This window comes from Kitasatospora sp. NPDC089913, assembly GCF_044748625.1.
GTDB lineage: Bacteria > Actinomycetota > Actinomycetes > Streptomycetales > Streptomycetaceae > Kitasatospora.
In genome coordinates this window covers 81,065-103,186 of record NZ_JBIVGI010000012.1, presented here as the reverse complement: position 1 = coordinate 103,186, position 22,122 = coordinate 81,065, and the positions used below count along the sequence as shown (strand labels likewise).

The following is a 22,122-nucleotide window of genomic DNA, read 5'->3' as shown; positions in this document are numbered from 1 at the left end:
CCGAGGAGGGGCTCCGATGAAGCTCGCCCGCGACACCTGGCTGGTCTTCCAGCGCCAGCTGCTGCTGATGTGGCGAACCCCGGTCTGGATCGCCGTCGGCGTGATCCAGCCGATCTTCTACCTGCTGCTGTTCGCACCACTGCTCAAGCAGGTGCTGGCGCCGATGGGCGCGACCACCTATGCCGAGGCCTACCAGATCTACGTGCCGGGCCTGTTGGCGGTGCTGTGCATCTTCGGCGGTCTGTACACCGGCTTCAGCCTGCTCGGCGAACTCAAGGCCGGCATCATCGAACGGGCCCGGGTGACCCCGGTCAGCCGGCTCGCGCTGCTGCTCGGCCGGGCACTGCGGGAGACCGTGGCGCTGCTCGTCCAGGCGGTGATCATCACGCTCATCGCACTGCCGTTCGGCCTGCGGGTCGGCCCGCTGAACCTGGTGCTGGCCTTCCTGCTGATGGGCCTGCTCGCGCTGATGACCTCGGCGATCTCGTACGGGATCGCGCTGGTGCTGCCGGCCGACGAGGCGATGGCGCCGGTGGTGAACACCCTCGCCCAGCCGATCGCGCTGCTCTCGGGGGTGCTGCTGCCGCTGGCGCTGGCGCCGATGTGGCTGCAGACCATGGCCAAGTGGAACCCCTTCTACTGGGCCGTGGAGGGCATGCGCGCGCTGTTCTCGGGCCATGTCGGGGACAACGTGGTCTGGCAGGGGCTGCTGGTGGTCGCCGTGATGACGGTGGCGGCCGTGTACTGGTCGGCCCGGCTGTTCTCGACCCGGGTGCGCTGAGGGGGACGGCCCCCGGACGGGCGGTCGGACGGGAGGCGGGCGGGCCGGGCCGGAGGGGATCCGGTCGGCCCGCCTTCCGGCCTCCGCGTTCCCGCCGCCGTGTTCCGGCCTCCGCATTCCGCCCGGGTTCTGCTCCGCGTTCCGCCCCGTCAACACGGTTCGGGCGACGAGCGGTTGTGGGGTCGGAGGCCACGGCCCTATCGTCGGGACCGGTCGATCGTCCGTTCGTCAGGAGGAATCCGAATGAGCCCCCGGTCCGAGAACACCCCGGCCTCCGCCCGGCGCCGCGGCACCCGCCTGGCCATCGCGGGCGGGGCCATCGCCGCGCTGCCGGTGGTCGGCCTGCTCACCGCGGGCCCGGCCGCCGCGAAGCCGCCGATCAAGGCCGCCGAGGCCCGGCCGGCGGCGGTGGCCGAGGTCGCTCCCGACGCCGTGGCCGCTAAGCCGCCGATGAAGATCGCCGCCAAGCCGCCCGTCAAGGCCGTCGCCGCGAAGCCGCCGGTCAAGGCCACGGCCGCCAAGCCGCCCGTCAAGGCGATCGCCGCCAAGCCCCCGACGAAGGCCGTCCCCGCGAAGCCCCCCGTCAAGGCGATCGCCGCCAAGCCCCCGACGAAGGCCGTCGCCGCGAAGCCGCCCGCCAAGGCTGCGGCGAGCGACCCCCGGGCCGTCCAGGGCCACTGAGGCCCGACGCTCCGCCGGACCCCGCCCGCGCGCACGACGGAACGGCGGTGCCCCTTGCACGAAGGGGCACCGCCGTTCCGTCGTGCGCCGGTCGCGGGCTACCCCGCCGTCCCGGCTCCGGCCCGCAGGAAGCCCGCCAGCCGGGCCACGCCCTCCGCGATCCGCTCGGGCGTCAACGAGCTGATGGAGAGCCGCAACCGCCGCTCCCCGCCCCCGGCGGGGTAGAACGGCGCCATCGGCGTCCACAGCACGCCGTAGTCCCGCGCACAGCGCTCCATCGCCGCTTCGTCGGCCGCGAATCCCACCGTGAGCACGGCGAAGAACCCACCCTCCGGCACGTTCCACGACACGCCCAGGCGGTCCCGCTCGGCGGCCGGGAGCTGCCGCTCCAGCTCGGTCAGCAACGCCCCCATGGCGGCCGCGTAGTGGGCCGTCGCCGGGGCGTTGGCGGCCCGCAGCCGGCAGTCGTGGGTCAGCAGCATCCCCCCGATCACCGCCTGGCTGAGGGCCGGGGTGTTGACCGTCGTCATGCTCTTCAGCTTGGCGATCTCGTCGGCCAGCAGGGTGCGGCGGCCGCCCGGACCGGTCACCTTCTGGTCGGCGACCAGATAGCCGAGCCGCGCGCCGGGGAAGCAGGTCTTGGCGAAGGAGCCCAGGTAGACCACCCGGCGGTCGCGGTCGAGCGCCTTCAGGGTGGGCCTGGCGCCGATGTCCCGGGCGAAGAACCCGTACGGATTGTCCTCGACGACCAGCAGGCCCTCCTCGGCGGCCGTCTCCAGCAGCCGGGCCCTGGCGGCCACCGGCATCGAGGTGCCGGAGGGGTTGGCGAAGTCCGGCACCACGTACAGCGCGCGCGGACGCCGGCCGGTGGCGCGGACCTCCCGGGCGGCGGCGCGGACGGCCGCCGGGTCCGGCCCGCCCTCCGGGCCCTCGGGGACCGGCACCGTGGTCAGGTCGAGCAGCCGGGCCGCCCCGGTGACCCCGACGTAGCAGGGCGAACTGACCAGCAGGACGTCGTCGGGGCCCGCGCAGAGCGCCCGCAGCGTCAGCAGCATGCCCTCCTGGGCGCCGACGGTCAGCACCAGCGCCTCGGGCGCCACGGTGAGGCCCTCGTCGTGGGCCAGGGTGCGGGCGACGAGGTCGTTGATGATGCCCTTGGTCGGGCCGTACTGGAACAGCGTGGTGCGGATCACGTCGCGGTCCAGGCCGGTGGCCGCCAGGTGGTCGAGGTAGGCGTCCAGGTAGGCGGGGACGTCCTCGGGCTCGAAGAAGCCCTCGTAGGGGCGGCCCGGGGCGAAGGAGATCGCCTGCGGGTAGCGGGTGGTGACCTCGTTCAGGAAGGTCATCGCGTCCAGCAGCGGGTCCGCGAGCGAGCCGTGCAGTTCCGCGAGCGGAAGCGTGACGGGACCGGTGGCGGCCGCACCGGACGGAGCGGCGGGAGCGGCCGGGACGGCCGGGGCGCTCACGCGAGGGCCTCGCGCAACCGCGCGGCCGCGTACGCCTGGGCCTCGGCGGCGCCGTCCAGGGTGCCGGTCATGGCGAAGAAGCCGTGCGGCATGCCCTCCCAGCGGCGGAGCTCCACCGGGACCCCGGCCGCGCGCAGCGCCTCGGCGTACTGCTCGCCCTCGTCGCGCAGCGGGTCGTACTCGGCGGTGACGACGGTGGCGGGCGGCAGTCCGGTCAGGTCCGGGGCCCGCAGCGGGGAGGCGTGCGGGTGGTCGCCGTCGGCCGGGTCGGCCAGGTAGTTGCCCCAGTACCAGGCGACCGAGCGGCGGTTGAACAGCGCCGGGTCGTCGTGCTCGCGCAGCGACGGGGTGTCGGCGCGGGCGTCGGTGTTGGGGTAGACGAGCAACTGGTGGCGCAGCGCGGGGCCGCCCCGGTCGCGGGCGAGCAGGGCGAGGACGGCGGCCAGGTTGCCGCCCGCGCTGTCACCGGCGACGGCGAGGCGCCCGGTATCGAGGCCCAGTTCCTCCCCGTGGGCGGCGAGCCAGTCCGCCGCGGCGGCGCAGTCCTGGACGGCGGCGGGGAAGGGGTGTTCGGGGGCCAGCCGGTAGCCGACGGAGGCGGTGGCGCAGCCGACGGCGTTGGTCAGCGCGCGGCAGATCGCGTCGCTGGTGTCGGGCGAGCCGAGGGTCCAGCCGCCGCCGAACAGGTAGAGCAGGACGGGCGGGCGGCCGCCGTCGGCGGGCGGTGCGGGCCGGTAGAGCCGGAGCGTGAGCTCGCCGCCGGGGCCGGCGAGGAGGTGCTCCTCGACGGCCTCGACCGGCTCGGGCGTGCCCGCGGCGGCACGGATGTCGGCGAGGTCGGCGGCGCGGGCCTCGGCCACGGTGAGCCGGTAGAGCGGGGGTGTTCCGGCGCTCGCGCGGCGGTCGCGCAGGGCCTGGGCCTGGGGGTGCAGGGGCATCGGGGTTCCTCGGGACGGCGGTCCGGCCGTGGCGGCGGCCGGCGGTCGGGTGGGCGGCCGGCGGTCGGGTCGGCAGCCGTCGGTCGGGTCGGCAGCCGGGACGGCCTCGGTTCGGCGGCCGTGGCGGCCGTCGGGTCAGCGGTCGGCCTCGACGTAGATGGTCTCGTCGGTGCGGAAGGCGGTGTCCAGGTCGGCGACGTCGGCGCGGACGCCCTCGCGGTAGGCGCAGTGGCGGATCCGCGCCTCCTCGAAGCCGGCCTCGGTGAGGACGTACCGCAGTTCGTCCAGATCGTAGATCCACTGGTGGCCGTAGTAGCGGAAGATCTGGTTGACCAGGAACGCCGGGCGCTTCGGCATCGGCGGGCCGAAGCCCATGGTGCTGAGCCGGCGGTGGTGCTTGGCGAGGAAGCCGTCGCCCGTCGCGTAGCCGTTCAGGTAGCGGGCCAGGTCAGGAGTGGTGACGCGCAGGACGCCGCCGGGGCGCAGGACCCGCCGGGCCTCGCGCAGCCAGCCGATCGCCACCGGCATGGTGACGTGCTCGATCAGGTGCTCCCCGTACACCCAGTCGACGCTGGCGTCGGCGAAGGGCAGCGGGCGGGAGATGTCGAGCTGGGTGAACCAGCGGTCACCGTCGACCCGGTAGAGCGTGCCCGGCTCGGTGACGGTGCCGGGACCGCGGAGCGCGGTGAGGTCGCTGCCGAGGCCGCCCGGGTGGGCGGTCCTGAAGGCGGCGAACTCGATGCCGGTGAGGCCGAGGGCGGTGAAGTCCTGGTGGTCGAACGGGAGCCCGCCGTCGGCCGGTTCGAGGCTGCGGCAGGTGGCGACGTCGGCGCTGAAGCGGTCGAGCTGCTCGGCCAGGCCGTCGGGGTCCTCCCAGTCCCAGCCGGGGAAGGCGTCCTGTCTGTTCATGGTCTCGCTCTTTCGGTCGCGGCGGTGGGGACGGAAGTCGGGGTGGCGGTCGGGGCGGTGGCCAGCGGGTCGGGGGCGATCGATGCACGCACCGTCAGAGCGGCCAGGGGGCGAGGGCGGTGCGGTCCAGGTCCGCGACCGAGGGGCGGCCCAACAGGGCCATGGTGTGGTCCAGTTCGTCGCGCAGCAGGTCGAGGACCTGTCCTACGCCGGCCTCGCCGCCGGTGGCCAGGCCCCAGAACACCGGTCGGCCGACCAGGACGGCGCGGGCGCCCAGGGCGAGCGCGACGGCGATGTCGGCGCCGCTCCGGACCCCGCCGTCGAGCAGTGCCGGGATGTGCGGCGGCAGGGCGTCGACGACCTCGGGCAGTGCGGCGAGGGCGGGCAGCACGCCGTCGAGCTGGCGGCCGCCGTGGTTGGAGACCACGACCGCGTCCACCCCGTGGTCGGCGGCGCGGCGGGCGTCCTCGGCGGTCAGCACGCCCTTGAGGACCAGCGGCAGCCGGCTGCGTTCGCGGAGCCAGGCGAGGTCGGCCCAGGTCAGGGTGGGGTCGAACTGCTCCCTGGCGTGCTCGGCGATGCCCGAACTGCCCCGGCTCGCGCGGTGGCTGGCGGCCATCAGGGCGGGGTCGAGGTTCACCGCGCGGATCTCGGGCGGGACGGCGAAGCCGTTGCGCAGGTCGCGCAGCCGGCGGCCGATCCGGGGGGCGTCGACGGTGAGCAGCAGGGCCCGGTATCCGGCCGCCTCGGCGCGTTCGACCAGGGCGGCGAGGGCTTCCCGGCGGCGCAGCCAGTAGAGCTGGAGCCAGAGCGGGCCGGTGGCGGCCTCGGCGATGTCCTCCAGGGTGCGGCTGGCGAAGATTCCGGCGACGAGCAGCGCACCGGCCTTTCCGGCCGCCCGGGCGGTCGCTGTTTCCCCGTCCGGATGGACCAACCGGTGGTAGGCCATCGGGGCAATTCCCACCGGGAGGCGCAGCGTTGCGCCGAGCAGGTCGACCGCCTGGGCGCACTCGGAGACGTCGACGAGCGCGCGCGGGCGGAACGCATGGCGTCCGAACATTTCCCGGTTCGCCGCCGCGGTGCGTTCCGCACCACTGCCGCCTTCGACGAAGTCCCAGATTTCCGGGGGAAGTTGATCGCGGGCCGCGCGTTCGATCCCGGCCAGTCCAAGTGGTGCCACGGGCGTCCTCGTTCCCGGACCGGCCGCGTTCGGACCGGCCCACGGATCGGCAGCGTAGGAGGTCTGGACCTGATTGGTATAGACCTTGATTTGACCAATCGTCTGTGCAATCGTCTGGCAACGGAATTGGACGTATTGCCTGGTGTCGGCCACGGCCCGGGAAAGTAGCGACCAAGTGTCCATGACAAATCTCCTCACGTGTGGAGTGGCGTTGACCGGCTTTTCCTCTTCTTCACCGGCGCCCTTCTCACCCCCGCACGCCGATGCTCCCGCCGACTGGGTCGACCGGGTGCTGCTGGCCGGACCCGGGGGTGAGGAGTGCCTCCGCTTCGGCACACCCGTCGACCGCGACGCCCTGCGCGCGCTGGTCGCCGAGCAGGCCGAACGACTGGCCTCGGCCGGGCTCGGCCCGGGCGGCACCGCCGCCCTGCGGCTGCCGCCCTCGCTGGGCTTCGTCGCCGTGCTCCTGGCCGCCTGGCGGCTGGGGGCCCAGGTGGCACTGCTCGACCACCGGCTGACCGAGCACGAGGTCGAGCAGGCGGTCGCCCGGCTGCGCCCGCAGGTGCTGGTCGGCTCCGCCGGGCGGCCCGCGGCGTCCGCCCTGCGCGGCTACTCCGTGGTCGACCCGGTGGCCGTGCAGCGGCCCGACGGCCGCCCCGCCGGGACCGGCCACGCGCTGGTCCAGCTCAGCTCGGGCTCGACCGGACCGGCCAAGGTGATCGCCCGCACCGCGAGCGACCTGATCCGCGAACTCGACTGCTACCGGAGGCTGGTGACGTTCCCCGGCGAGGGCGAGCGGGTGGTCCTGCTGTCCTCGGTGGTGCACGTGCTCGGCCTGGTCGGCGGGCTGCTCAACAGTCTGCACGCGCGCGCGCCGCTCACCGTCCCGGACCGGATGACGGCGGCCGGCATCCTCGGCACGGTCGCCGCCGACGACCGCCCGACCACCGTGATCGGGGTGCCGTTCCACGCCGAACTGCTGGCCGGCGCGAGCGATCCGCCGGAACTCCCGCAGCTGCGGCGCATGGTGGTCGCCGGCGAACTGGTCCGGCCCGGCCTGTCCGAGACCTTCACCGCCCGCTACGGCGTGCCGCTCGGCACCATGTACGGGATGACCGAGCTCGGGGTGATCGCCACCGACCTGGACGGCACCCTGCACCCGGCCAAGCAGCCCGTGCACGGCATGGAACTGCGGCTCGTCGACGGCGAACTGCGGCTGCGCACCGCCGCCTCCCCCTACCCGGGGCTCGACGACCCGACCCGCTGGGCGGACGGCTGGCTGCACACCCGTGACGCCGCCACCCTCGACCCCGGCACCGGCCGGGTCACCGTACTCGGCCGCCGGGACTCGCAGGTCTCGATCGGCGGCCTCAAGGTCGACCTCACCGAGGTCGAGCAGACCCTCGCCGCGCTCCCCCACGTCCGGGAGGCCGTCGTGGTCTTCGACGAGGGCGCGATCGAGGCCTACCTCTCCGCCGAGGACGGCGCCGACCGGGCGCTCGTCCAGGACGGGCTCGCCCGGCAGCTGGCCGCCTACAAGCGGCCGCGCCGGCTCGCCTTCCTCCCCCAGCTCCCCCGTACCGCCACCGGCAAACTGCTGCGCGACCCGGCCGCCCTGCGCGCCGCCGCCGGCTGAGGCGGGCGCGCCGCGACCCGGCGCGCCCGCCCGCACGCCGACCCACGCCACCGGGCGGGACCTCGCGTCCCGGCCGCCACGAACCACCCGGAAGGGCCGGGCGGGATTCCCCGACGGGCAGCCAGAACCTGCCCGCGGGCACCCGGGTCCGCCCCGAAGGACGGCTTTCCCCTCCCCGACGACCCCGTGCGCACCGCCTGCGCCCGGGCACAAGGAGCACACCATGCAGGACCGCATCCGCGCGTTCGTCCTCGCCGCACTGGCCGAGATGCAGTACGACGTCGAGGGCGTCACCGGCGACACCGACCTCGGGCCGGCCGGCCTGGACCTGGAGTCGCTCGCCCTCGCCGACCTCTCCGTCCAGGTCGAGGACGAGTTCGGGGTCAAGTTCGACCTCGACGAGATGGAGACCACCGCGCTGATGACGCTCGACCAGTTCACCGCCGACGTCGAGGCCCGGATCACCGCCGCCACCGCCACCTCGGGCAGCCCGGCGTGACCGACCTCGCCCGCCCCGACCGGGCCGAGGTCCTGGAGATGCTCGCGGCGTTCGGGCAGCGCGCCGCCGAGGACGTGCCCGACGAACTCGGCTCGCTCGAACTCACCTGGCTGATAGCCGAGTTCGAGCAGCGCTACGGCATCGAGCCGGATCTGGACGACGAGGCGTTCGAGGCCGTCCGGACGGTGGACGACGCCGTCGCGGTGTTCCGCGCGGCCGTCCTCGCGGCCGGCGGCGGTACTTCCGCCGCGCCCTCCGACAGCGCCGGCCCGGACCGCACCGACGCCGCCGACGCCGCCGTCACCGCGGGAGCCGCGCGGCCATGAACCGCCACGCCCCGACCGCCGTCCGGCCCGTGGTGACCGGCGTCGGCGTGCTCAGCGCCGCCGGCGACGGGACCACCGCGCTGGCCGAGGCCGTCGTGCACGGCAAGGCCGCGTTCGGCCCGGTCACCCGGTTCGACGTCTCCGCCCGCCGCACCACCCGCGCCGCGCTGCTGCCCGAGCCGCGTCCGCTCGCCGACGCGGTGCTCGCCGCCGTCGGCCAGGCCTGCCGAGGGGCCGGCCTGGACCCGGCCGGTCCCGACGGCGGCCCGCCCGTGCTGCTCGCCCTCCACAGCGACCGGCACACCAGGACGGCCCTGGCCGAGGTCTCCGCCGGGACCACCGCCCGCTGGGGCGGCCCGGGGGTGCTGCGCGCCTACACCGGCGCCTGCGTGGCCGCCGGAACGGCCGTCGCGGACGCCGCCCGGCTGGTCGCCACCGGACGTCGGGACCGGGTCCTGGTCGCCGCCGGACACCTGGTCGAACCGGGCGTCTTCGCCGCTTTCGACGCCGGCCGGGCCCTCGCCCGGGACGGCGAGCTGCGCCCGTTCAGCACCGGCCGCAGCGGCACCCTGCTCGGTGACGCGGCGGTCGCCGTGCTGGTCGAGGCCGAGCCGGAGGCCGAACGGCGCGGCGCCCCCGTGCTGGCCCGGCTGGCCGGCTGGGGCCGGGCCGGCGACGCCCACCACGTCTGCCGCCCCGAACCCGAGGGCGACGGCGTGGCCCGGGCGATCGAGGCCGCGCTCGGCCGGGCCGGGATCGCGCCGGAGGAGGTCGACTACGTCAACGCCAACGGCACCGGCTCGACCCTCTCCGACCACGCCGAGGCCCTCGCCCTGCGGCGGGTCTTCGGCCGGCACACCGACCGACTGCCGGTCAGCTCCAGCAAGGCCGTGCACGGCCACGCGCTGGAGGCCTCGGCACTGCTCGAACTCGTCGTCACCATCGGCGCGTTGACCGACGGCCTGCTGCCGGTCAACGCCGGCTGGCTGGGCCCGGACCCGGACATCGGCCTGGACCTCGTCCTGGACGGTCCGCGTACCGCCCGGCCGCGCTACGCGCTCACCCTCAACTCCGCCTTCGGCGGCGCCAACACCGCACTCCTGGTGGCCGCCCGATGACCGCGCTGCGCATCCTCGCCGAGGCCGCCTGGCCCGACCCCGAGGCCGACGGACCCGAGCAACTGCCGCCGCTGCCGGGCTTCTCCGCGTCCAGCTTCAACCCGCTGGTGGCCGAGACCGCCGAGCGCTGCCTGCGGGCCCGGCACGGCACCGCCCCCGCGCCCGGCCGGACGGCACTGCTGCTGGCCAGCGCGAGCGGCGACCTCGCCACCGCCCGGGCCATCGAGGAGGCCGCCGCCGACACCGCCCGGCGGATGCCCCCGCTGCTGTTCTTCCAGTCCAACCCGAACGCCGTGCTCGGCCACATCGCCGCCCGCTGGGGCCTGACCGGCCCGGTGGTGGCGATCTGCCCGCGCCAGCCCCCGCCGCCCGGACGGGTCCCCCAGGACGCGCTGGACCTGGCGGAACTGCTGCTCGCCGACGGCGACGCCGACCAGGTGCTCGTCATCGCCGCCGAGCAGGCCGACGACGGCGCCGACGACGACGCCCACGACCGCGGCACCGACCGCACCGACCGCCCCGACCGGGCGGTGGCCCTGCTGGTCACCACCGCCTGACCCGGATCTCGAACCGACCGGAGCACCGACCCGAACCCGCCGAACGCCCCGCCCCACCCCCTGCGCACCCAGCGGCACGAGCGGTCCCCCGCCCGCCGCGTCCCGCCGCAGCACGCCCGCACGCCCGCACCTCGGGAGGGATCCACCCCGTGAGCATCCGCAGTATCCGCACCCTGCTGGCGGACGACCCGGCCGTCGGCGCCGGCAACGTCCTCACCCGCCGCGTCGAACTCGGCCTCGGCCTCGACGAGCCGCTGCTGACCTTCGACACCCCGGTCGACGACCACCCCGCCTGGCACCCGCTGACCCTCACCGAGCTGGACCGCGCCGTCCGGGCCCGGGCCGCCGCCCTGCACGCCCTCGGCATCGGCCGCCGCGACCCGGTCGTGGTGTACGCCGGCGACGCCGCCGACCAGGTCCTCGCCTTCCTCGCGCTGGCCCGGATCGGCGCCATCCCCGCGCTGCTCAACCCCAACCTGGACGGTGAGCGGGCCGCCCGCTACATCGCCAAGCTCGGCCCGGTCGGCGTCCTCGCCGACCCGCCGCACCTGGCCGCACTGGCCGGCCACGAGACCGGCGCCCCCGCGCTGCCGGAGATCGCGACGCTCGGCGCCGGCGACCCCGCGGCCGCCCCCGCGCCCTACCGGCACTCGGCCGACGACCCGGTGGCGATCACCCACTCCTCCGGCACCACCGGCCTCCCCAAGGCCGTCGTCCACTCGCACGCGAGCCTCTACGCGGCGATCCGCCACCGCGCCCGGCTGCCCCGCCCGCAGGGACAGGAGCGGATGCTCAGCGCGCTGCCCGCCCCGCACGCCGCCACCCTGATCGCGGTCAACCTCTCGCTCGCCTCGCACACCCAACTCGCCGTGCTCTCCAGCCAGTCCGGCGCCGGAGTGCTGGACGCGATCGAGCAGTGGCGCCCCAGCGGTGTGGTCGGCTTCGCCGCCACCTGGGCCGAGCTCGCCCACCACGACCTCACCGCCAGGCAGTTGGACTCCGTCGCACTCTGGTGGAACACCGGCGACTGCGCCCACGAGGTGCACATCCGCCGCCTCGTCGCCGCCGGCAGCCGTGAGTCGGTGACCCGCGAGGGCCGGGTCAGGGTGCCGGGATCGCTGTTCGTGGACGGCCTCGGCTCCACCGAGATGGGCCACTCGCACTTCTTCATCACCCACGGACCCGGCACCGAGCGCTACGGCCGCTGCGTCGGCCGCCCGCACGCGTTCGTCGACTGCGAGCTGGTCGGCCCGGACGGCGAGCCGCTCGGCCCCGGCGAGGTCGGCGAACTCGCCACCACCTCACCGACCCTGGCGCTCGGCTACTGGAACGACTCGGCCACCACCTACCGCACCCGGCTCCGCGGCCGCTTCCTCACCGGCGACCTCATGTACCGGGACGAGGAGGGCTACTACTACCACGTCGACCGGGCCGTCGACTCGGTCGAACTCGGCGACGGCAAGCGGCTGTTCACCGCCATGTCGGAGGAACGGGTGCTGGCCGCCCACCCCGACGTGCTGGACTGCACCGTGGTCGCGGTGCGCGACGGCGACCGGGTGGTCACCGATGTGCTGCTGGTCCTCGCCGCCGGCGCCGACCCGGACGCCGACCGCACCGCGAGCGTCACCGCCGCCCTGGACTCCGCCGCCGCGGCCACCGTCCGACAGGTGCTCGTGGTCGGCGGGGACGACATCCCGCTCGGCCCGACCGGCAAGGTCCGCAAGGTGCTGCTGCGGCAGCGCTACCTCGACTCGGTCGCCGCCGCGCCCGTCGCCGCCGCGGTGGCCGCCCGATGAGCGCCGGACGCCGCCCGGGCGCCGTGGTCACCGGCATCGGCCTGGTCACCCCGCTCGGCCGCAAGCCCGCCGAGGTCTTCGACGCCCTCACCGCGGGCCGCTCCGGCATCCGCGCCGTCCCCGAGGGCCACGCCGCCCACGGCTGGCTGAACGCCGCCGGCATCGCCCCGGCGATCGACGGCCGCGAGGTGCTGCCGCCCACCGAGACCCGCTGCGTGGACCGCTTCGTGCTGCTCGCCCTGGCGGCCGCCGACGACGCCCTGGCCGACGCCGGTCTGGTCGTCGGCCGGGACGCCGACCCGCACCGCACCGCCGTGGTGCTGGCCACCGGCGGCGGAGGCCTGGAGACCTTCGAGCAGCAGTCTCAGCGGCGCACGGAACGCGGCCGCCCCGGCGTCAGCCCCTATCTGCTGCCGGGCATGCTCTCCAACATGGCCACCGCCCGGATCGCCATCAAGCACGGCATCCGCGGCTTCAGCACGGCCATCGTCACCGCCTGCGCGGCCGGCGCCCAGGCCGTCGCCGAGGGCCTGCGCCTGATCCGCTCCGGCGACGCCGACGTGGTGGTGTGCGGCGGCACCGAGTCCTCGCTGCACCCCACCATCGCCGCCGCGTTCACCAACGCCCGTGCCCTGGCCTCCGGCTGGGACGACCCCGGGCAGGCCAGCCGGCCGTTCGACAGCCGCCGCAACGGCTTCGTCCTGGGCGAGGGCAGCGCGGTACTGATCCTGGAGAGCCCCGAGCACGCCGCCGCCCGCGGCGCCGCCGGTTACGCCGAACTCACCGGCTGGGGTGCCTCCACCGACGCGCACCACCCGACCATGCCGCGCCCCGACGGCGCGGGCGCCGCCGACGCGATGCGCTCCGCCCTCGCCAACGCGGGGCTGGGCCCGTCCGACATCGGCTACGTCAACGCCCACGGCACCGGCACCAAGCTCGGCGACGTCGCCGAGACCGCCGCCCTGCGGGCCGTCTTCGGCGGACACACCCCCGCAGTCAGCTCCACCAAGGGAGCAACCGGTCATCTGCTGGGCGCCGCAGGCGCGTTGGAGGCAGCGGTCACCGCCCTGGCGGTGGCCCGGGGGACGCTGCCACCGACCGTCAACCTCAACGAGCCGGACCCGGCCTGCGACCTGGACCACGTCCGGGGCGCGGCCCGCACCGGCCCGCTCACCGCGGCCCTGAGCAACGCCTTCGCCTTCGGCGGGCACAACCTCAGCCTGGTCTTCGAGCCCGCCTCCACCCCGTCCCTCCGCTGACGCCGCAACCGCGCCGCAGCACGCGGACATCCGGGCCAGGCCACTCGTCAACTCGCGATCCCCCGGGGAGATCCCGTTGTCCATCCAGTCCATAGCCCACGTCGAGTACCACAGCGCCGACGCCGACGCCACCGCGGCGGACCTCTGCGCCGACTACGGCTTCACCGCCGTCCCGCCCGAGCCGGAACAGCTGGCCGCGGCCGAGTCCGCGAACGCCCGCACCGTCCTGGTGCGCCAGGGCAGCATCCGGTTCCTGCTGCGCTCCGCCGCCGACCCCGAGCACCCGGTGGCCCGCTACGCCGCCCGGCACGGCGAGGGCGTGGCCGCCCTCGCGCTCTCCTGCCCCGACCCGCAGGCCGCCCTCGACCGCGCCGAGCGGCACGGCGCCCGCGTCCTGGACCGGGCCGGCGGCCTGGTCGCCGGCTTCGGCGACACCGCCCTGCGGTTCGTCCCCGAGGTGCCGACCGCGGCCGGGACCACCGGGGACGGCCCGCAGCTGCTGGACGCCCTCGACCACGCCGCGATCTGCCTGCCGGCCGGCCAACTGGCGGACGCGGTGCGCTTCTGCGAGGCCGCGCTCGGCATGCACCGGATCTTCGGCGAGTACATCGAGGTCGGCGAGCAGGCGATGGACTCCAGCGTGGTGCAGAGCGCCTCCGGCGAGGTCACCTTCACCCTGATCGAGCCCGACACCAGCCGCCGGGCCGGCCAGATCGACACCTTCCTCGCCGACCACGACGGCGCCGGTGTCCAGCACCTCGCCTTCCGCACCGCGGACATCGCCACCGCCGTGCGCGGCGCCCGCGAGCGCGGTGTGGCGTTCCTGACCACGCCCGGCACGTACTACGACGCGCTCGCCGAGCGGCTCGGCACCACCGCCATCCCGGTCGAGACCCTGCGCGAACTGGACGTCCTGGTCGACCAGGACCACGGCGGGCAGCTGTTCCAGATCTTCGCCCGGTCCACCCACCCGCGGCGGACGTACTTCGTGGAGCTGATCGAGCGCCAGGGCGCCGGCACCTTCGGCACCGCCAACATCAAGGCCCTGTACGAGGCCGTCGAACGGCAGCGCGCCGCCGCCTCCGTCTGATTCCACCCGCACCGCCCGAAGAGGAGGCCCGACCCCCATGACCACCGCACCCGAGTTCCACCTCACCGAGGCCGAACGCGCCCTGCTGCCCACCCCCGAGGAGGTGGCCGGCTACCTGGAGCACGGCTGGTACCTGTCCCGCCGGCTGTTCAGCGACGAGGAGCTGGACACCCTCCAGGCCGCCACCGAGCACTACTACACCGGCCACCGCGACCGCGACCTCCCGGTCCGCCCGCCGCGGCTGGCCTCCTGGTCGGCCGCGGACGGCCCGGTCCAGCGGCACAACGACTACGTGCACTACGAGAGCGACGCGATCGGCGCGATCCTGCGCAAGCCGCTGCTCGGCGCCGTCGCGGCGCTGCTCGCCGAGGCCGAGGAGACCCGGATCTTCCAGGCCACCCTCATCTACAAGCCCCCGGTGCCGGGCGAGCCCAGCAACCAGGTGCCGTGGCACTTCGACAAGCACTACTGGCAGACCTCCTCCTCGGACCGGATGCTGACCGCCTTCCTGCCGTTCCACGACTGCGGCGAGGAGAACGGCACCATCACCATGGTCGACGGCAGCCACCGCTGGAAGGAGCTTCCCTCGGGGGAGGACTCCACCCGGCACTTCGCCGAGCGCGACAACTCCGAGCTGGACTCCATCCTGGACGCCAACGCGGAGTACAACGGCACCGAGGTCCGCAAGATCCCGATGATCATCCCGCGCGGGCACGTCAGCTTCCACCACTGCCGCACGTACCACGGCAGCGGCCCCAACCTGGCCTCCTACCCGCGCCGGGCGGTGTCGCTGCACCTCCAGGACGGCGGCAACGCGTACCAGGCCGCCACCCGGCCCGACGGCGGGCCGGTGGTCTACAACCACGACGTGCTGGTCCGCCGCACCCCCGACGGCCGGCCCGACTACGCCGACCCGGACTTCTGCCCGACCGTCTGGCGGGGAGCGCTGTGACGCCTGGGGCTCCCGCCGGCACCGCGCCCGTGACCGCGCCCGCCGTCCCGTCGGCCGATGCCGCCCCGTCCGCCGACGTCCCGCCCGCCGACGCCCCTTCGGCCGCCATCCCTTCGGCCGATGCCCCGCCCGTCGTGGCGGCGCTCGACACGCCCGAGCGGCGGTACCGGATGCTGCGGCTGATCCGCTCCTTCGAGGAGCGGGCCCTCGGGCTGGTCAAGTCCGGGGTGATCACCGGCGGCATCCACCCCTACATCGGGCAGGAGGCCGTCGCGGTCGGCGTCTGCGCCGCGCTCGGCACGGGCGACCGGCTCGCCTCCACCCACCGGGGCCACGGCCATGTGCTGGCCCGCGGCCTCGACCCGGCCCGGCTGCTGGCCGAGCTCGCCGGTCGGGTCGGCGGGTCCAACCGGGGCCGGGGCGGCTCGATGCACGCAGCCGACCTGCGGCTGGGCATCCTCGGCGCCAACGGCATCGTCGGCGCCGGCGCCCCGATCGCGGTCGGCGCCGCCTGGGCCGACCGGCAGGCCGGTTCGGACGCGGTCGCGGTGGCGTTCTTCGGCGACGGCGCGCTCAACCAGGGCGTGCTGCTGGAGTCGCTCAACCTGGCCGCGATGTGGCGGCTGCCGGTGCTCTTCGTCTGCGAGAACAACGGCTACGCCACCACCCTGCCGGCCGGCACCGCGGTCGCGGGCAGCGCGACCGGTCGGGCCGCCGCCTTCGGCATCCCGGCCACCGAGGTGGACGGCATGGACACCGAGGCGGTGCGGGCCGCCGCCGAGGAGGCCGTCGCCCGCGCCCGGAACGGCGGCGGACCGAGCTTCCTGGAATGCCGCACCTACCGGTTCGAGGGCCACCACACCATGGAACGGCTGATGAAGCTGCACTACCGCACCACCGAGGAGGTGGCCGCCTGGCGCGAACGCGACCCGCTCCCCCGGGCCGCCACCGCGCTCGGCACCGGGCTCGCCGCCGCCCTGGACGCCGAGGTCGCCGCCGAACTCGCGGCGGCCGAGGAGTTCGCGCTCGCCTCGCCGCACCCCGACCCGGCCGGCGCCGCCGACCACCTGTACGCCTCCGGCCTGCGGCCCCGGGCGGGGGCGGTCGTATGAGACTGTCGTACACCAAGGCGCTCAACCGGGCGCTCGCCGACGAACTGGACGCCGACCCCTCGGTCTGCGTGTTCGGCGAGGACATCGGCGCCGGGATGGCCGGGCCCACGCTCGGGCTGCTGGACCGGTTCGGGTCGGAGCGGATCGTCGACACCCCGCTCTCCGAGCAGGCGTTCACCGCGATGGCGGTCGGTGCGGCGCTGGCCGGGCGGCGGCCGGTGCTGGAGTTCCAGATCCCGTCCCTGCTGTTCCTGGTCTTCGAGCAACTCGTCAACCAGGCACACAAGTTCTCGCTGATGAGCGGCGGGCAGGCGGGCGTCCCGCTCACCTGTCTGGTCCCCGGCTCCGGCTCCCGGACCGGCTGGGCCGGCCAGCACTCGGACCACCCCTACAGCCTGTTCGCGCACTCGGGGGTGAAGACCGTCGTCCCGGCCACGCCGACCGACGCCTACGGGCTGCTCCGCTCGGCGATCCAGGACCCCGACCCGGTGGTGGTGTTCGCCCCGGCCGCCGCGCTGCCGGTCCGCGAGACCGTCACCTGGGACCTCGTCCCGGTGCCGCTCGGCCGGGCCCGGGTGCACCGGGCCGGCACCGACGTCACCCTGGTCGCGGTCGGGCACCTGGTGCACGACGCCCTGGCGGTGGCGGAGGAACTCGCCGGCGAGATCTCGGTCGAGGTGCTCGACCCGCGCACGCTGTACCCGTTCGACTGGGCCGCGCTGGGCGAGTCGCTGGAGCGCACCGGGCGGCTGGTGGTGATCGACGACTCCAACCGCAGCTGCGGGATCGGCGCGGAGGTACTGGCCACCGCCGCCGAGGAGTTCCGGCTCACCGCCCCGCCCCGCCGGATCACCCGCCCGGACGGCACGGTGCTGCCGTTCGCCCCCGCGCTGGACCGGGCGCTGCAGCCGGAGCGGGAGCAGCTGCGGCACGCGCTGCGCGCCGCCATGAAGTAGGTCCCGCGACAACCGGGAGAACACCCTCCGGGGGCGGCCGCCGCGGCCGCCCCCGGTCGGCGTTCGTTCGGCCTTCGGTCGGCGTTCGGTGCCCCGGCCGGTCTACGGCCGGGGCACCGGTTCGGACGGCCGGGGCGCCGGTTCAGAGCACCTTCGGCACGGCCGCGAGCAGCGCCGGGAGCGGGTCGGACGCGTCCCGGTAGCGGTGCAGGACCGCCCGGCCGTCCGTCCCGCGCAGCCGGGCGGCCAGCCGGGCGGGGACCACCAGTGTGGTGAGGAGTCCGGTGCCGCCGAAGCCCTCCACGCTCCACGAGACCCACGGCAGCGGATAGTTGGCGGTCGGGCTGAAGAACACCGGCCGCTGCCCCTGGAAGCTGGCCTCGTAGAGGCCGAAGCGGCTCCAGTTGGAGAAGCTGAACCGGCGGTGCTGCGGGTCGAAACCGAGCGGCACGCACCCGGCCAGCCCGGGGCGGCCCAGCTCGGCCAGGAAGCGCAGGTTGGAGCGCAGGTTGAGGTGCTCCTCGGCGTAGTCCCGCACGGCGGTGCGCAGCGCCCCGGCGAGGACGCCGGGGCCGTCGGCGGGCGTGTACGGCAGGTGGATGTCGCCGAGCAGGTTGCCGATCAGGGTGTCCGGCAGGCCGAGCGGGCGTCGGACGTTCACCGGGACGGTGAGCCAGCGGGTCTCCGGGTCGCCGTCCAACTCCCTGACGGTGTGCACGACATGGGCGCAGACGGCGTCACCGGCGGAGACCTTGGTGCCGGCCGCCGCGCCGAACTCCTCGCGCATCCGGGCGATCTCGTCGTCCCCGAAGTAGAGCTGCACGGTCCGGTTGGCGCGCGGCCCGGCCGCCACCTCGCGGTCCAGCAGCAGGCGTTCGGCGTCCCCGGGCACCCGGAAGCCGGGCCGTCCGCTGTCCTCGGCGGGCAGCACCCGGTCGAGCAGCGCGTCCTGGTCCTCGACGAGTTCGGCCACCGGCAGCTCCTCGCCCTCGACCGCCGCCGACCAGGCGCGCAGCAGCAGGGCGAAGCTCTGCAGGTCGCCGATCGCGTGGTGCCAGGAGCAGCCGAGCACGGTGCCGCCGTCGCCGGTGCGGGTGACCCGGACGCCGAACAGCGGCCCGTCGCCGGTCCGGGCGGCCCGGGCGTCCAGCGGGTCGACGTGCTGGGCGCCGGGCGCGGTGACCCGTCCCATCGACTCGGCGAGGGTGCCGTCGACCCGGTAACTCACCATCGGCACACCGGAGTCGTCGCAGACGGCTTCCAACACCCCGTCCACGGTGCGCAGTCGGCCGGCGAACACCGGGATCCGCTCCAGCGCCCGGGCCAGCCCGGCGGCGAGCCGCTCCTCGTCCAGGGCCCGGTCGAAGAACAGCACGACCGAGACGGAGAGGTCGGCGAGCATCGTGTCGACGAGGCCGCAGCGGAGCACCGTCCCGGGCGCGACGCCGGCTCTGACCGTTCGGGTGTCGCGCAACTGCGGCCAGACGCTCAATGGATCCATCCCGGGGCTCGCGTGGCGTGTCGTACGGAGGGCCCCGACGACCGTACAGATCTCCCCGAACGATAGGGCAGTACCCGGGCGGCAATCCAGTGGTCCAGTCCAATTGCGTGGCATCGGCCCGACCGGCCGGGCCGCACCCCGGGCGACCGGGCCGGGCGGGCGCCGCGTGACCGGGCCGGGCGGGCGCCACCCATGCCGCGTGACCGGGCCGGGCGGGCGCCACCCGGCTAGACTCCGAAGCATGGGAGAGCGCCCGGGCGCGCCCGGCGCGCCGCCCCTGGTCCTCGTCACCGACACGGATTCGCAGCTGCTCGATCCGCGCCGGGCGTACCACGTCGGCCGCGACCCGACCAGCGAGATCGTCCTCGACGACCCCCGGGTCTCCTGGCACCACGCCGTACTGCACACCACCGCCGACCACTGGCAGCTGGAGGACGTCGGCAGTACCAACGGCACCTTCGCCGACAGTCGCCGGATCCGGTCCGAGGAGGTCGGCCCCGGCACCAGGCTGCGGTTCGGCGACGCGGCGGACGGGCCGTCCGCCACCTTCGCGGGCCTGCCCGCCGCCGCCCCGGCCGAGCGGCCCTCGCTCGTCGCACCGGCCGTCTCCGGCACCTTCCGCCGCCCCAGCGCCGTGCTCAGGCTGCCCGGCCGGACGGTGCGGATCGGGCGGGCCCCCGACAACGACCTGGTGCTGGAGGACCTCGTGGTCTCCCGGCACCACGCCGAACTGCGCACCCTGCCCGACGGCGGCCACGAGATCGTCGACCTGGGCAGCCACAACGGCACCTACCTCAACGGCAGCCCGGTCCAGCGGTCCCCGGTCGGCCCGGCGGACATCGTCGGCATCGGCCACTTCGCGCTCTGCCTCTCCGGCGACGAACTCGTCGAGTACACCGACACCGGGGAGGTCTCGCTCAATGTGCAGAACCTGGTCGTACGGGTCGGCTCCGACCGGCGGGTGCTGCTCGACGACGTCTCCTTCCCGCTCGCCGAGAAGGCCCTGCTCGCCGTGGCCGGCCCCAGCGGCGCCGGCAAGTCCACCCTGCTGAACGCGCTCACCGGGCTGCGCCCGGCCGACGAGGGCACCGTGCTGTACGACGGCCGCGACCTCTACCGCGACTACGCCGAGCTGCGCCGCCGGATCGGCCTGGTGCCGCAGGACGACATCCTGCACACCCAGCTCACCGTCCGGCGGGCGCTCTCCTACGCCGCCGAACTGCGCTTCCCCGGTGACACCGCCAAGGGGGAACGGGAGGCCAGGGTCTCCGAGGTGATCCACGAACTCGGCCTGGACGCCCGCGCCGACCTGGTGATCTCCAGTCTCTCCGGCGGCCAGCGCAAACGCGTCAGCGTCGCCCTCGAACTGCTCACCAAACCCTCGCTGCTCTTCCTCGACGAACCCACCTCCGGCCTGGACCCGGGCATGGAACGCTCGGTGATGCAGATGCTGCGCGGCCTGGCCGACGACGGACGCACCGTCGTCGTGGTCACCCACAGTGTGCTCAGTCTCGACGTCTGCGACCGGCTCCTGGTGCTCGCGCCCGGCGGCCGCACCGCCTACTACGGCCCGCCCGACGAGGCCCTGCCGTTCTTCGGCTTCACCGAGTGGCCGCAGGCCTTCGAGGCGTTCGAGAACGAGGACCACGCGGCCTGGCAGCGCCGGTTCCGGGAGTCGCCCCAGTACGAGCGGTACGTCGCCGCCGAGGCGCTGCCGCCCGCGCGGCCGGTCCCGGTGGCCGCTCCCGGGGCGGCGCAGGCCGCCGCCGGCATCGGCCCGGAGCAGCCGCAGGGCTGGTTCGCCCAGTTGGGCACACTGATCCGCCGCTACACGGCGGTGCTCGCCGCGGACCGGCTGTTCCTGACCGTGATGATCGCCCTGCCGTTCCTGATCGGCGTGATGTGCCGGGCGATGGCGGGCAGCCGGCTCTCCTCCGACAACGCGCTGAACTGCCTGCTCACGCTCTGCATCGGCGGCCTGCTCACCGGCTCGGCCAACGCGGTGCGCGAGATCGTCAAGGAACGGCCGATCTACCAGCGGGAACGTGTGGTCGGGCTGTCCCGCTCGGCCTATCTGGTCTCCAAGGTGGTGGTGCTCGGCACGATCACGGTGGTGCAGGCCGCCGTCCTGACGGTGGTCGGCCTGGCCGGCGTCGATCTCAGCCCCACCCTGGCCAACGGGGTGACGGTGCACAGCGGCGTACTGCTGCCACCACTGGCCGAGCTGATCATCGCGGTGGCGCTGCTGTCCTTCTCCGCGATGATGCTCGGCCTGCTGGTGTCCGCGCTGGTCCGCAAGGAGGAGGCGACGATGCCGCTGCTGGTGCTGCTCTCCGTGGTGCAGATCGTGTTCAGCGGCGCCATGCTGAAGCTGCACGGCGTGCCCGGCCTGGAGCAGTTCTCCTGGCTGGTGCCGTCCCGCTGGGGCCTGTCCGCGATGGCCCGCACCGTCGACCTGCACACCGTGCTGCCGACCGCGATCACCGCGGACCCGATGTTCCGGCAGGACCGGGCCGGCTGGCTGCTGTCGCTGGGCCTGCTGGTCGGGCTCGCGGTGCTGCTGGCCGTCGCCGTGCTCGCCCTGCTGCGCCGGCAGGAGCCGGCGATCATGCGGAAGTGACCCGACCGATGCCCCCGACCGACGCCCCGACCGTTGCCCGACCGACGCCCCGACCGATGCGACCCCGCGGAAGTGGACCAGCGGAAGCGACCCTGCGGAAGTGACCCTGCCGATGGACGAGTTCGGGTTCCGCCCCACCCATGTGGCCCCGCCCGACGGCCTGCCCAGCTGGGCCGCCCCGGACCCGGCGCAACCCGCGTCCCCGCTGGACCCGCTGCTGCCGCTGCAACTGCTCGGCCGGGCCGGTGACTGGGCCCAGGTGCTCTGCTCCAACGGCTGGACCACCTGGGTCGACGGCCGGCTGCTCCTCTCGCTCCCCGGGGTCCCGCCCACCGCCACCGGCCCGCCGGCCCGCACCGCCGACCCGCGCCCCGCGCTCGCCGAGGCGGAGGGCGGCCTGGCCCGCTACCGCTCGCTGCTGGAGGACCTCGCCGCCGGCGGCGTGGACCTGGAGACCTTCCGGGACCGGACGCGCGGCCTGCGGATCGGGCTGGTCGTCGACGGCGAGCGGCTCTGGGTGTTCGACCCGGTGCACGACCGCTGGTCCTACTGCGACGGCCTCCAGCTCCACACCTACGCCGTCGGCGACCGGCCGCGGCTCCCCGACAGCGGGAGGCCGGCCGCCCCGGCGCCGAACGCCGCAGCCCCGAACGCCGGGCCGCCGCCGGACGCCGGCGAGCCCACCCGACTGGTGGAGCCGTGAGCACGCCCCCGGAACCGCCACCCGGCGAGCAGCCGCCCGCCG

20 protein-coding genes are annotated in these 22,122 nt (G+C 75.2%); 15 read left to right on the top strand and 5 right to left on the bottom strand.

Annotated elements, in window-relative coordinates; genetic code table 11:
- Nucleotides 1-16: 16 nt before the first annotated feature.
- Together ACIPYS_RS20000 and ACIPYS_RS19995 are read left to right on the top strand one after the other, a co-directional pair.
- Nucleotides 17-781, top strand: a complete 765-nt coding sequence (locus tag ACIPYS_RS20000) for an ABC transporter permease (protein ID WP_093858899.1) — start codon at nt 17-19, stop codon at nt 779-781.
- A 243-nt stretch (nt 782-1,024) separates the two neighbouring features.
- Complete coding sequence (locus tag ACIPYS_RS19995; protein ID WP_400747644.1) at nt 1,025-1,462, top strand: hypothetical protein; 438 nt, start codon at nt 1,025-1,027, stop codon at nt 1,460-1,462.
- Between the two features lie 98 nt (nt 1,463-1,560).
- Here ACIPYS_RS19995 and ACIPYS_RS19990 read toward each other — a convergent pair whose 3' ends face one another.
- The 4 genes from ACIPYS_RS19990 to ACIPYS_RS19975 all read right to left on the bottom strand — a co-directional run bounded on the left by ACIPYS_RS19990 (nt 1,561) and on the right by ACIPYS_RS19975 (nt 5,955).
- A complete protein-coding gene (locus ACIPYS_RS19990) occupies nt 1,561-2,928 on the bottom strand; it encodes a PLP-dependent aminotransferase family protein (protein ID WP_400747643.1) in 1,368 nt (455 codons plus the stop codon).
- Nucleotides 2,925-3,866, bottom strand: coding sequence for an alpha/beta hydrolase (locus tag ACIPYS_RS19985; protein WP_093858901.1), 942 nt, complete (start codon nt 3,864-3,866; stop codon nt 2,925-2,927). The genes ACIPYS_RS19990 and ACIPYS_RS19985 overlap by 4 nt, the downstream gene beginning before the upstream one ends.
- Nucleotides 3,867-4,001: 135 nt before the next feature.
- On the bottom strand, nt 4,002-4,775 hold the full coding sequence (locus ACIPYS_RS19980; protein WP_093858902.1) for a methyltransferase domain-containing protein: 774 nt from the start codon (nt 4,773-4,775) through the stop codon (nt 4,002-4,004).
- A gap of 94 nt (nt 4,776-4,869) precedes the next feature.
- Nucleotides 4,870-5,955, bottom strand: a complete 1,086-nt coding sequence (locus ACIPYS_RS19975) for an alpha-hydroxy acid oxidase (protein WP_231978299.1) — start codon at nt 5,953-5,955, stop codon at nt 4,870-4,872.
- A 205-nt stretch (nt 5,956-6,160) separates the two neighbouring features.
- On the opposite strand from ACIPYS_RS19975, the gene ACIPYS_RS19970 reads away from it, so the two are divergent.
- From ACIPYS_RS19970 to ACIPYS_RS19920, 11 genes are all read left to right on the top strand, one after another.
- Complete coding sequence (locus ACIPYS_RS19970; protein ID WP_400747806.1) at nt 6,161-7,591, top strand: class I adenylate-forming enzyme family protein; 1,431 nt, start codon at nt 6,161-6,163, stop codon at nt 7,589-7,591.
- A gap of 223 nt (nt 7,592-7,814) precedes the next feature.
- Complete coding sequence (locus ACIPYS_RS19965; protein ID WP_030393194.1) at nt 7,815-8,090, top strand: acyl carrier protein; 276 nt, start codon at nt 7,815-7,817, stop codon at nt 8,088-8,090.
- Nucleotides 8,087-8,416, top strand: coding sequence for an acyl carrier protein (locus tag ACIPYS_RS19960; RefSeq protein ID WP_197698719.1), 330 nt, complete (start codon nt 8,087-8,089; stop codon nt 8,414-8,416). Before ACIPYS_RS19965 ends, ACIPYS_RS19960 begins: the two co-directional genes overlap by 4 nt.
- Entirely contained in the window at nt 8,413-9,534 is a 1,122-nt protein-coding gene (locus ACIPYS_RS19955) for a beta-ketoacyl-[acyl-carrier-protein] synthase family protein (protein WP_400747640.1), read from the top strand. The genes ACIPYS_RS19960 and ACIPYS_RS19955 overlap by 4 nt, the downstream gene beginning before the upstream one ends.
- Nucleotides 9,531-10,091 carry a hypothetical protein gene (locus tag ACIPYS_RS19950; protein WP_400747638.1) on the top strand — a complete coding sequence of 187 codons (561 nt, stop codon included), beginning with the start codon at nt 9,531-9,533 and terminating at the stop codon, nt 10,089-10,091. The genes ACIPYS_RS19955 and ACIPYS_RS19950 overlap by 4 nt, the downstream gene beginning before the upstream one ends.
- A gap of 149 nt (nt 10,092-10,240) precedes the next feature.
- The gene (locus tag ACIPYS_RS19945; protein WP_400747636.1) at nt 10,241-11,887 is read left to right on the top strand and encodes a class I adenylate-forming enzyme family protein; all 1,647 of its coding nucleotides are present in this window, start codon (nt 10,241-10,243) and stop codon (nt 11,885-11,887) included.
- The gene (locus ACIPYS_RS19940) at nt 11,884-13,146 is read left to right on the top strand and encodes a beta-ketoacyl synthase (protein ID WP_093858907.1); all 1,263 of its coding nucleotides are present in this window, start codon (nt 11,884-11,886) and stop codon (nt 13,144-13,146) included. Before ACIPYS_RS19945 ends, ACIPYS_RS19940 begins: the two co-directional genes overlap by 4 nt.
- A 76-nt stretch (nt 13,147-13,222) precedes the next feature.
- The gene (gene hppD / locus ACIPYS_RS19935; protein WP_400747633.1) at nt 13,223-14,236 is read left to right on the top strand and encodes a 4-hydroxyphenylpyruvate dioxygenase; all 1,014 of its coding nucleotides are present in this window, start codon (nt 13,223-13,225) and stop codon (nt 14,234-14,236) included.
- A 37-nt stretch (nt 14,237-14,273) separates the two neighbouring features.
- A complete protein-coding gene (locus tag ACIPYS_RS19930; protein ID WP_400747631.1) occupies nt 14,274-15,188 on the top strand; it encodes a phytanoyl-CoA dioxygenase family protein in 915 nt (304 codons plus the stop codon).
- A complete protein-coding gene (locus ACIPYS_RS19925; protein WP_400747629.1) occupies nt 15,185-16,300 on the top strand; it encodes a thiamine pyrophosphate-dependent enzyme in 1,116 nt (371 codons plus the stop codon). Before ACIPYS_RS19930 ends, ACIPYS_RS19925 begins: the two co-directional genes overlap by 4 nt.
- Entirely contained in the window at nt 16,297-17,256 is a 960-nt protein-coding gene (locus tag ACIPYS_RS19920) for an alpha-ketoacid dehydrogenase subunit beta (RefSeq protein WP_400747627.1), read from the top strand. The genes ACIPYS_RS19925 and ACIPYS_RS19920 overlap by 4 nt, the downstream gene beginning before the upstream one ends.
- A gap of 142 nt (nt 17,257-17,398) precedes the next feature.
- Here the strand turns inward: ACIPYS_RS19920 and ACIPYS_RS19915 are convergent, their stop codons facing one another.
- On the bottom strand, nt 17,399-18,748 hold the full coding sequence (locus tag ACIPYS_RS19915) for an acyltransferase (RefSeq protein WP_159424780.1): 1,350 nt from the start codon (nt 18,746-18,748) through the stop codon (nt 17,399-17,401).
- Between the two features lie 250 nt (nt 18,749-18,998).
- Here ACIPYS_RS19915 and ACIPYS_RS19910 point away from each other — a divergent pair, with 250 nt between their 5' ends.
- Nucleotides 18,999-21,377 (top strand): FHA domain-containing protein, encoded by a 2,379-nt coding sequence (locus ACIPYS_RS19910; protein ID WP_093858912.1) that lies wholly within the window; start codon nt 18,999-19,001, stop codon nt 21,375-21,377.
- Between the two features lie 100 nt (nt 21,378-21,477).
- Complete coding sequence (locus ACIPYS_RS19905; RefSeq protein ID WP_197698721.1) at nt 21,478-22,080, top strand: hypothetical protein; 603 nt, start codon at nt 21,478-21,480, stop codon at nt 22,078-22,080.
- Nucleotides 22,081-22,122: the final 42 nt, after the last annotated feature.

What these genes read in the sequence shown, in the direction of transcription:
- ACIPYS_RS20000 (WP_093858899.1), top strand. Translation starts at nt 17, where the DNA reads ATGAAGCTCGCCCGCGACACCTGGCTGGTCTTCCAGCGCCAGCTGCTG.
- ACIPYS_RS19995 (WP_400747644.1), top strand. Translation starts at nt 1,025, where the DNA reads ATGAGCCCCCGGTCCGAGAACACCCCGGCCTCCGCCCGGCGCCGCGGC.
- ACIPYS_RS19985 (WP_093858901.1), bottom strand. Translation starts at nt 3,866, where the DNA reads ATGCCCCTGCACCCCCAGGCCCAGGCCCTGCGCGACCGCCGCGCGAGC.
- ACIPYS_RS19980 (WP_093858902.1), bottom strand. Translation starts at nt 4,775, where the DNA reads ATGAACAGACAGGACGCCTTCCCCGGCTGGGACTGGGAGGACCCCGAC.
- ACIPYS_RS19965 (WP_030393194.1), top strand. Translation starts at nt 7,815, where the DNA reads ATGCAGGACCGCATCCGCGCGTTCGTCCTCGCCGCACTGGCCGAGATG.
- ACIPYS_RS19955 (WP_400747640.1), top strand. Translation starts at nt 8,413, where the DNA reads ATGAACCGCCACGCCCCGACCGCCGTCCGGCCCGTGGTGACCGGCGTC.
- ACIPYS_RS19950 (WP_400747638.1), top strand. Translation starts at nt 9,531, where the DNA reads ATGACCGCGCTGCGCATCCTCGCCGAGGCCGCCTGGCCCGACCCCGAG.
- ACIPYS_RS19940 (WP_093858907.1), top strand. Translation starts at nt 11,884, where the DNA reads ATGAGCGCCGGACGCCGCCCGGGCGCCGTGGTCACCGGCATCGGCCTG.
- ACIPYS_RS19930 (WP_400747631.1), top strand. Translation starts at nt 14,274, where the DNA reads ATGACCACCGCACCCGAGTTCCACCTCACCGAGGCCGAACGCGCCCTG.
- ACIPYS_RS19920 (WP_400747627.1), top strand. Translation starts at nt 16,297, where the DNA reads ATGAGACTGTCGTACACCAAGGCGCTCAACCGGGCGCTCGCCGACGAA.
- ACIPYS_RS19910 (WP_093858912.1), top strand. Translation starts at nt 18,999, where the DNA reads ATGGGAGAGCGCCCGGGCGCGCCCGGCGCGCCGCCCCTGGTCCTCGTC.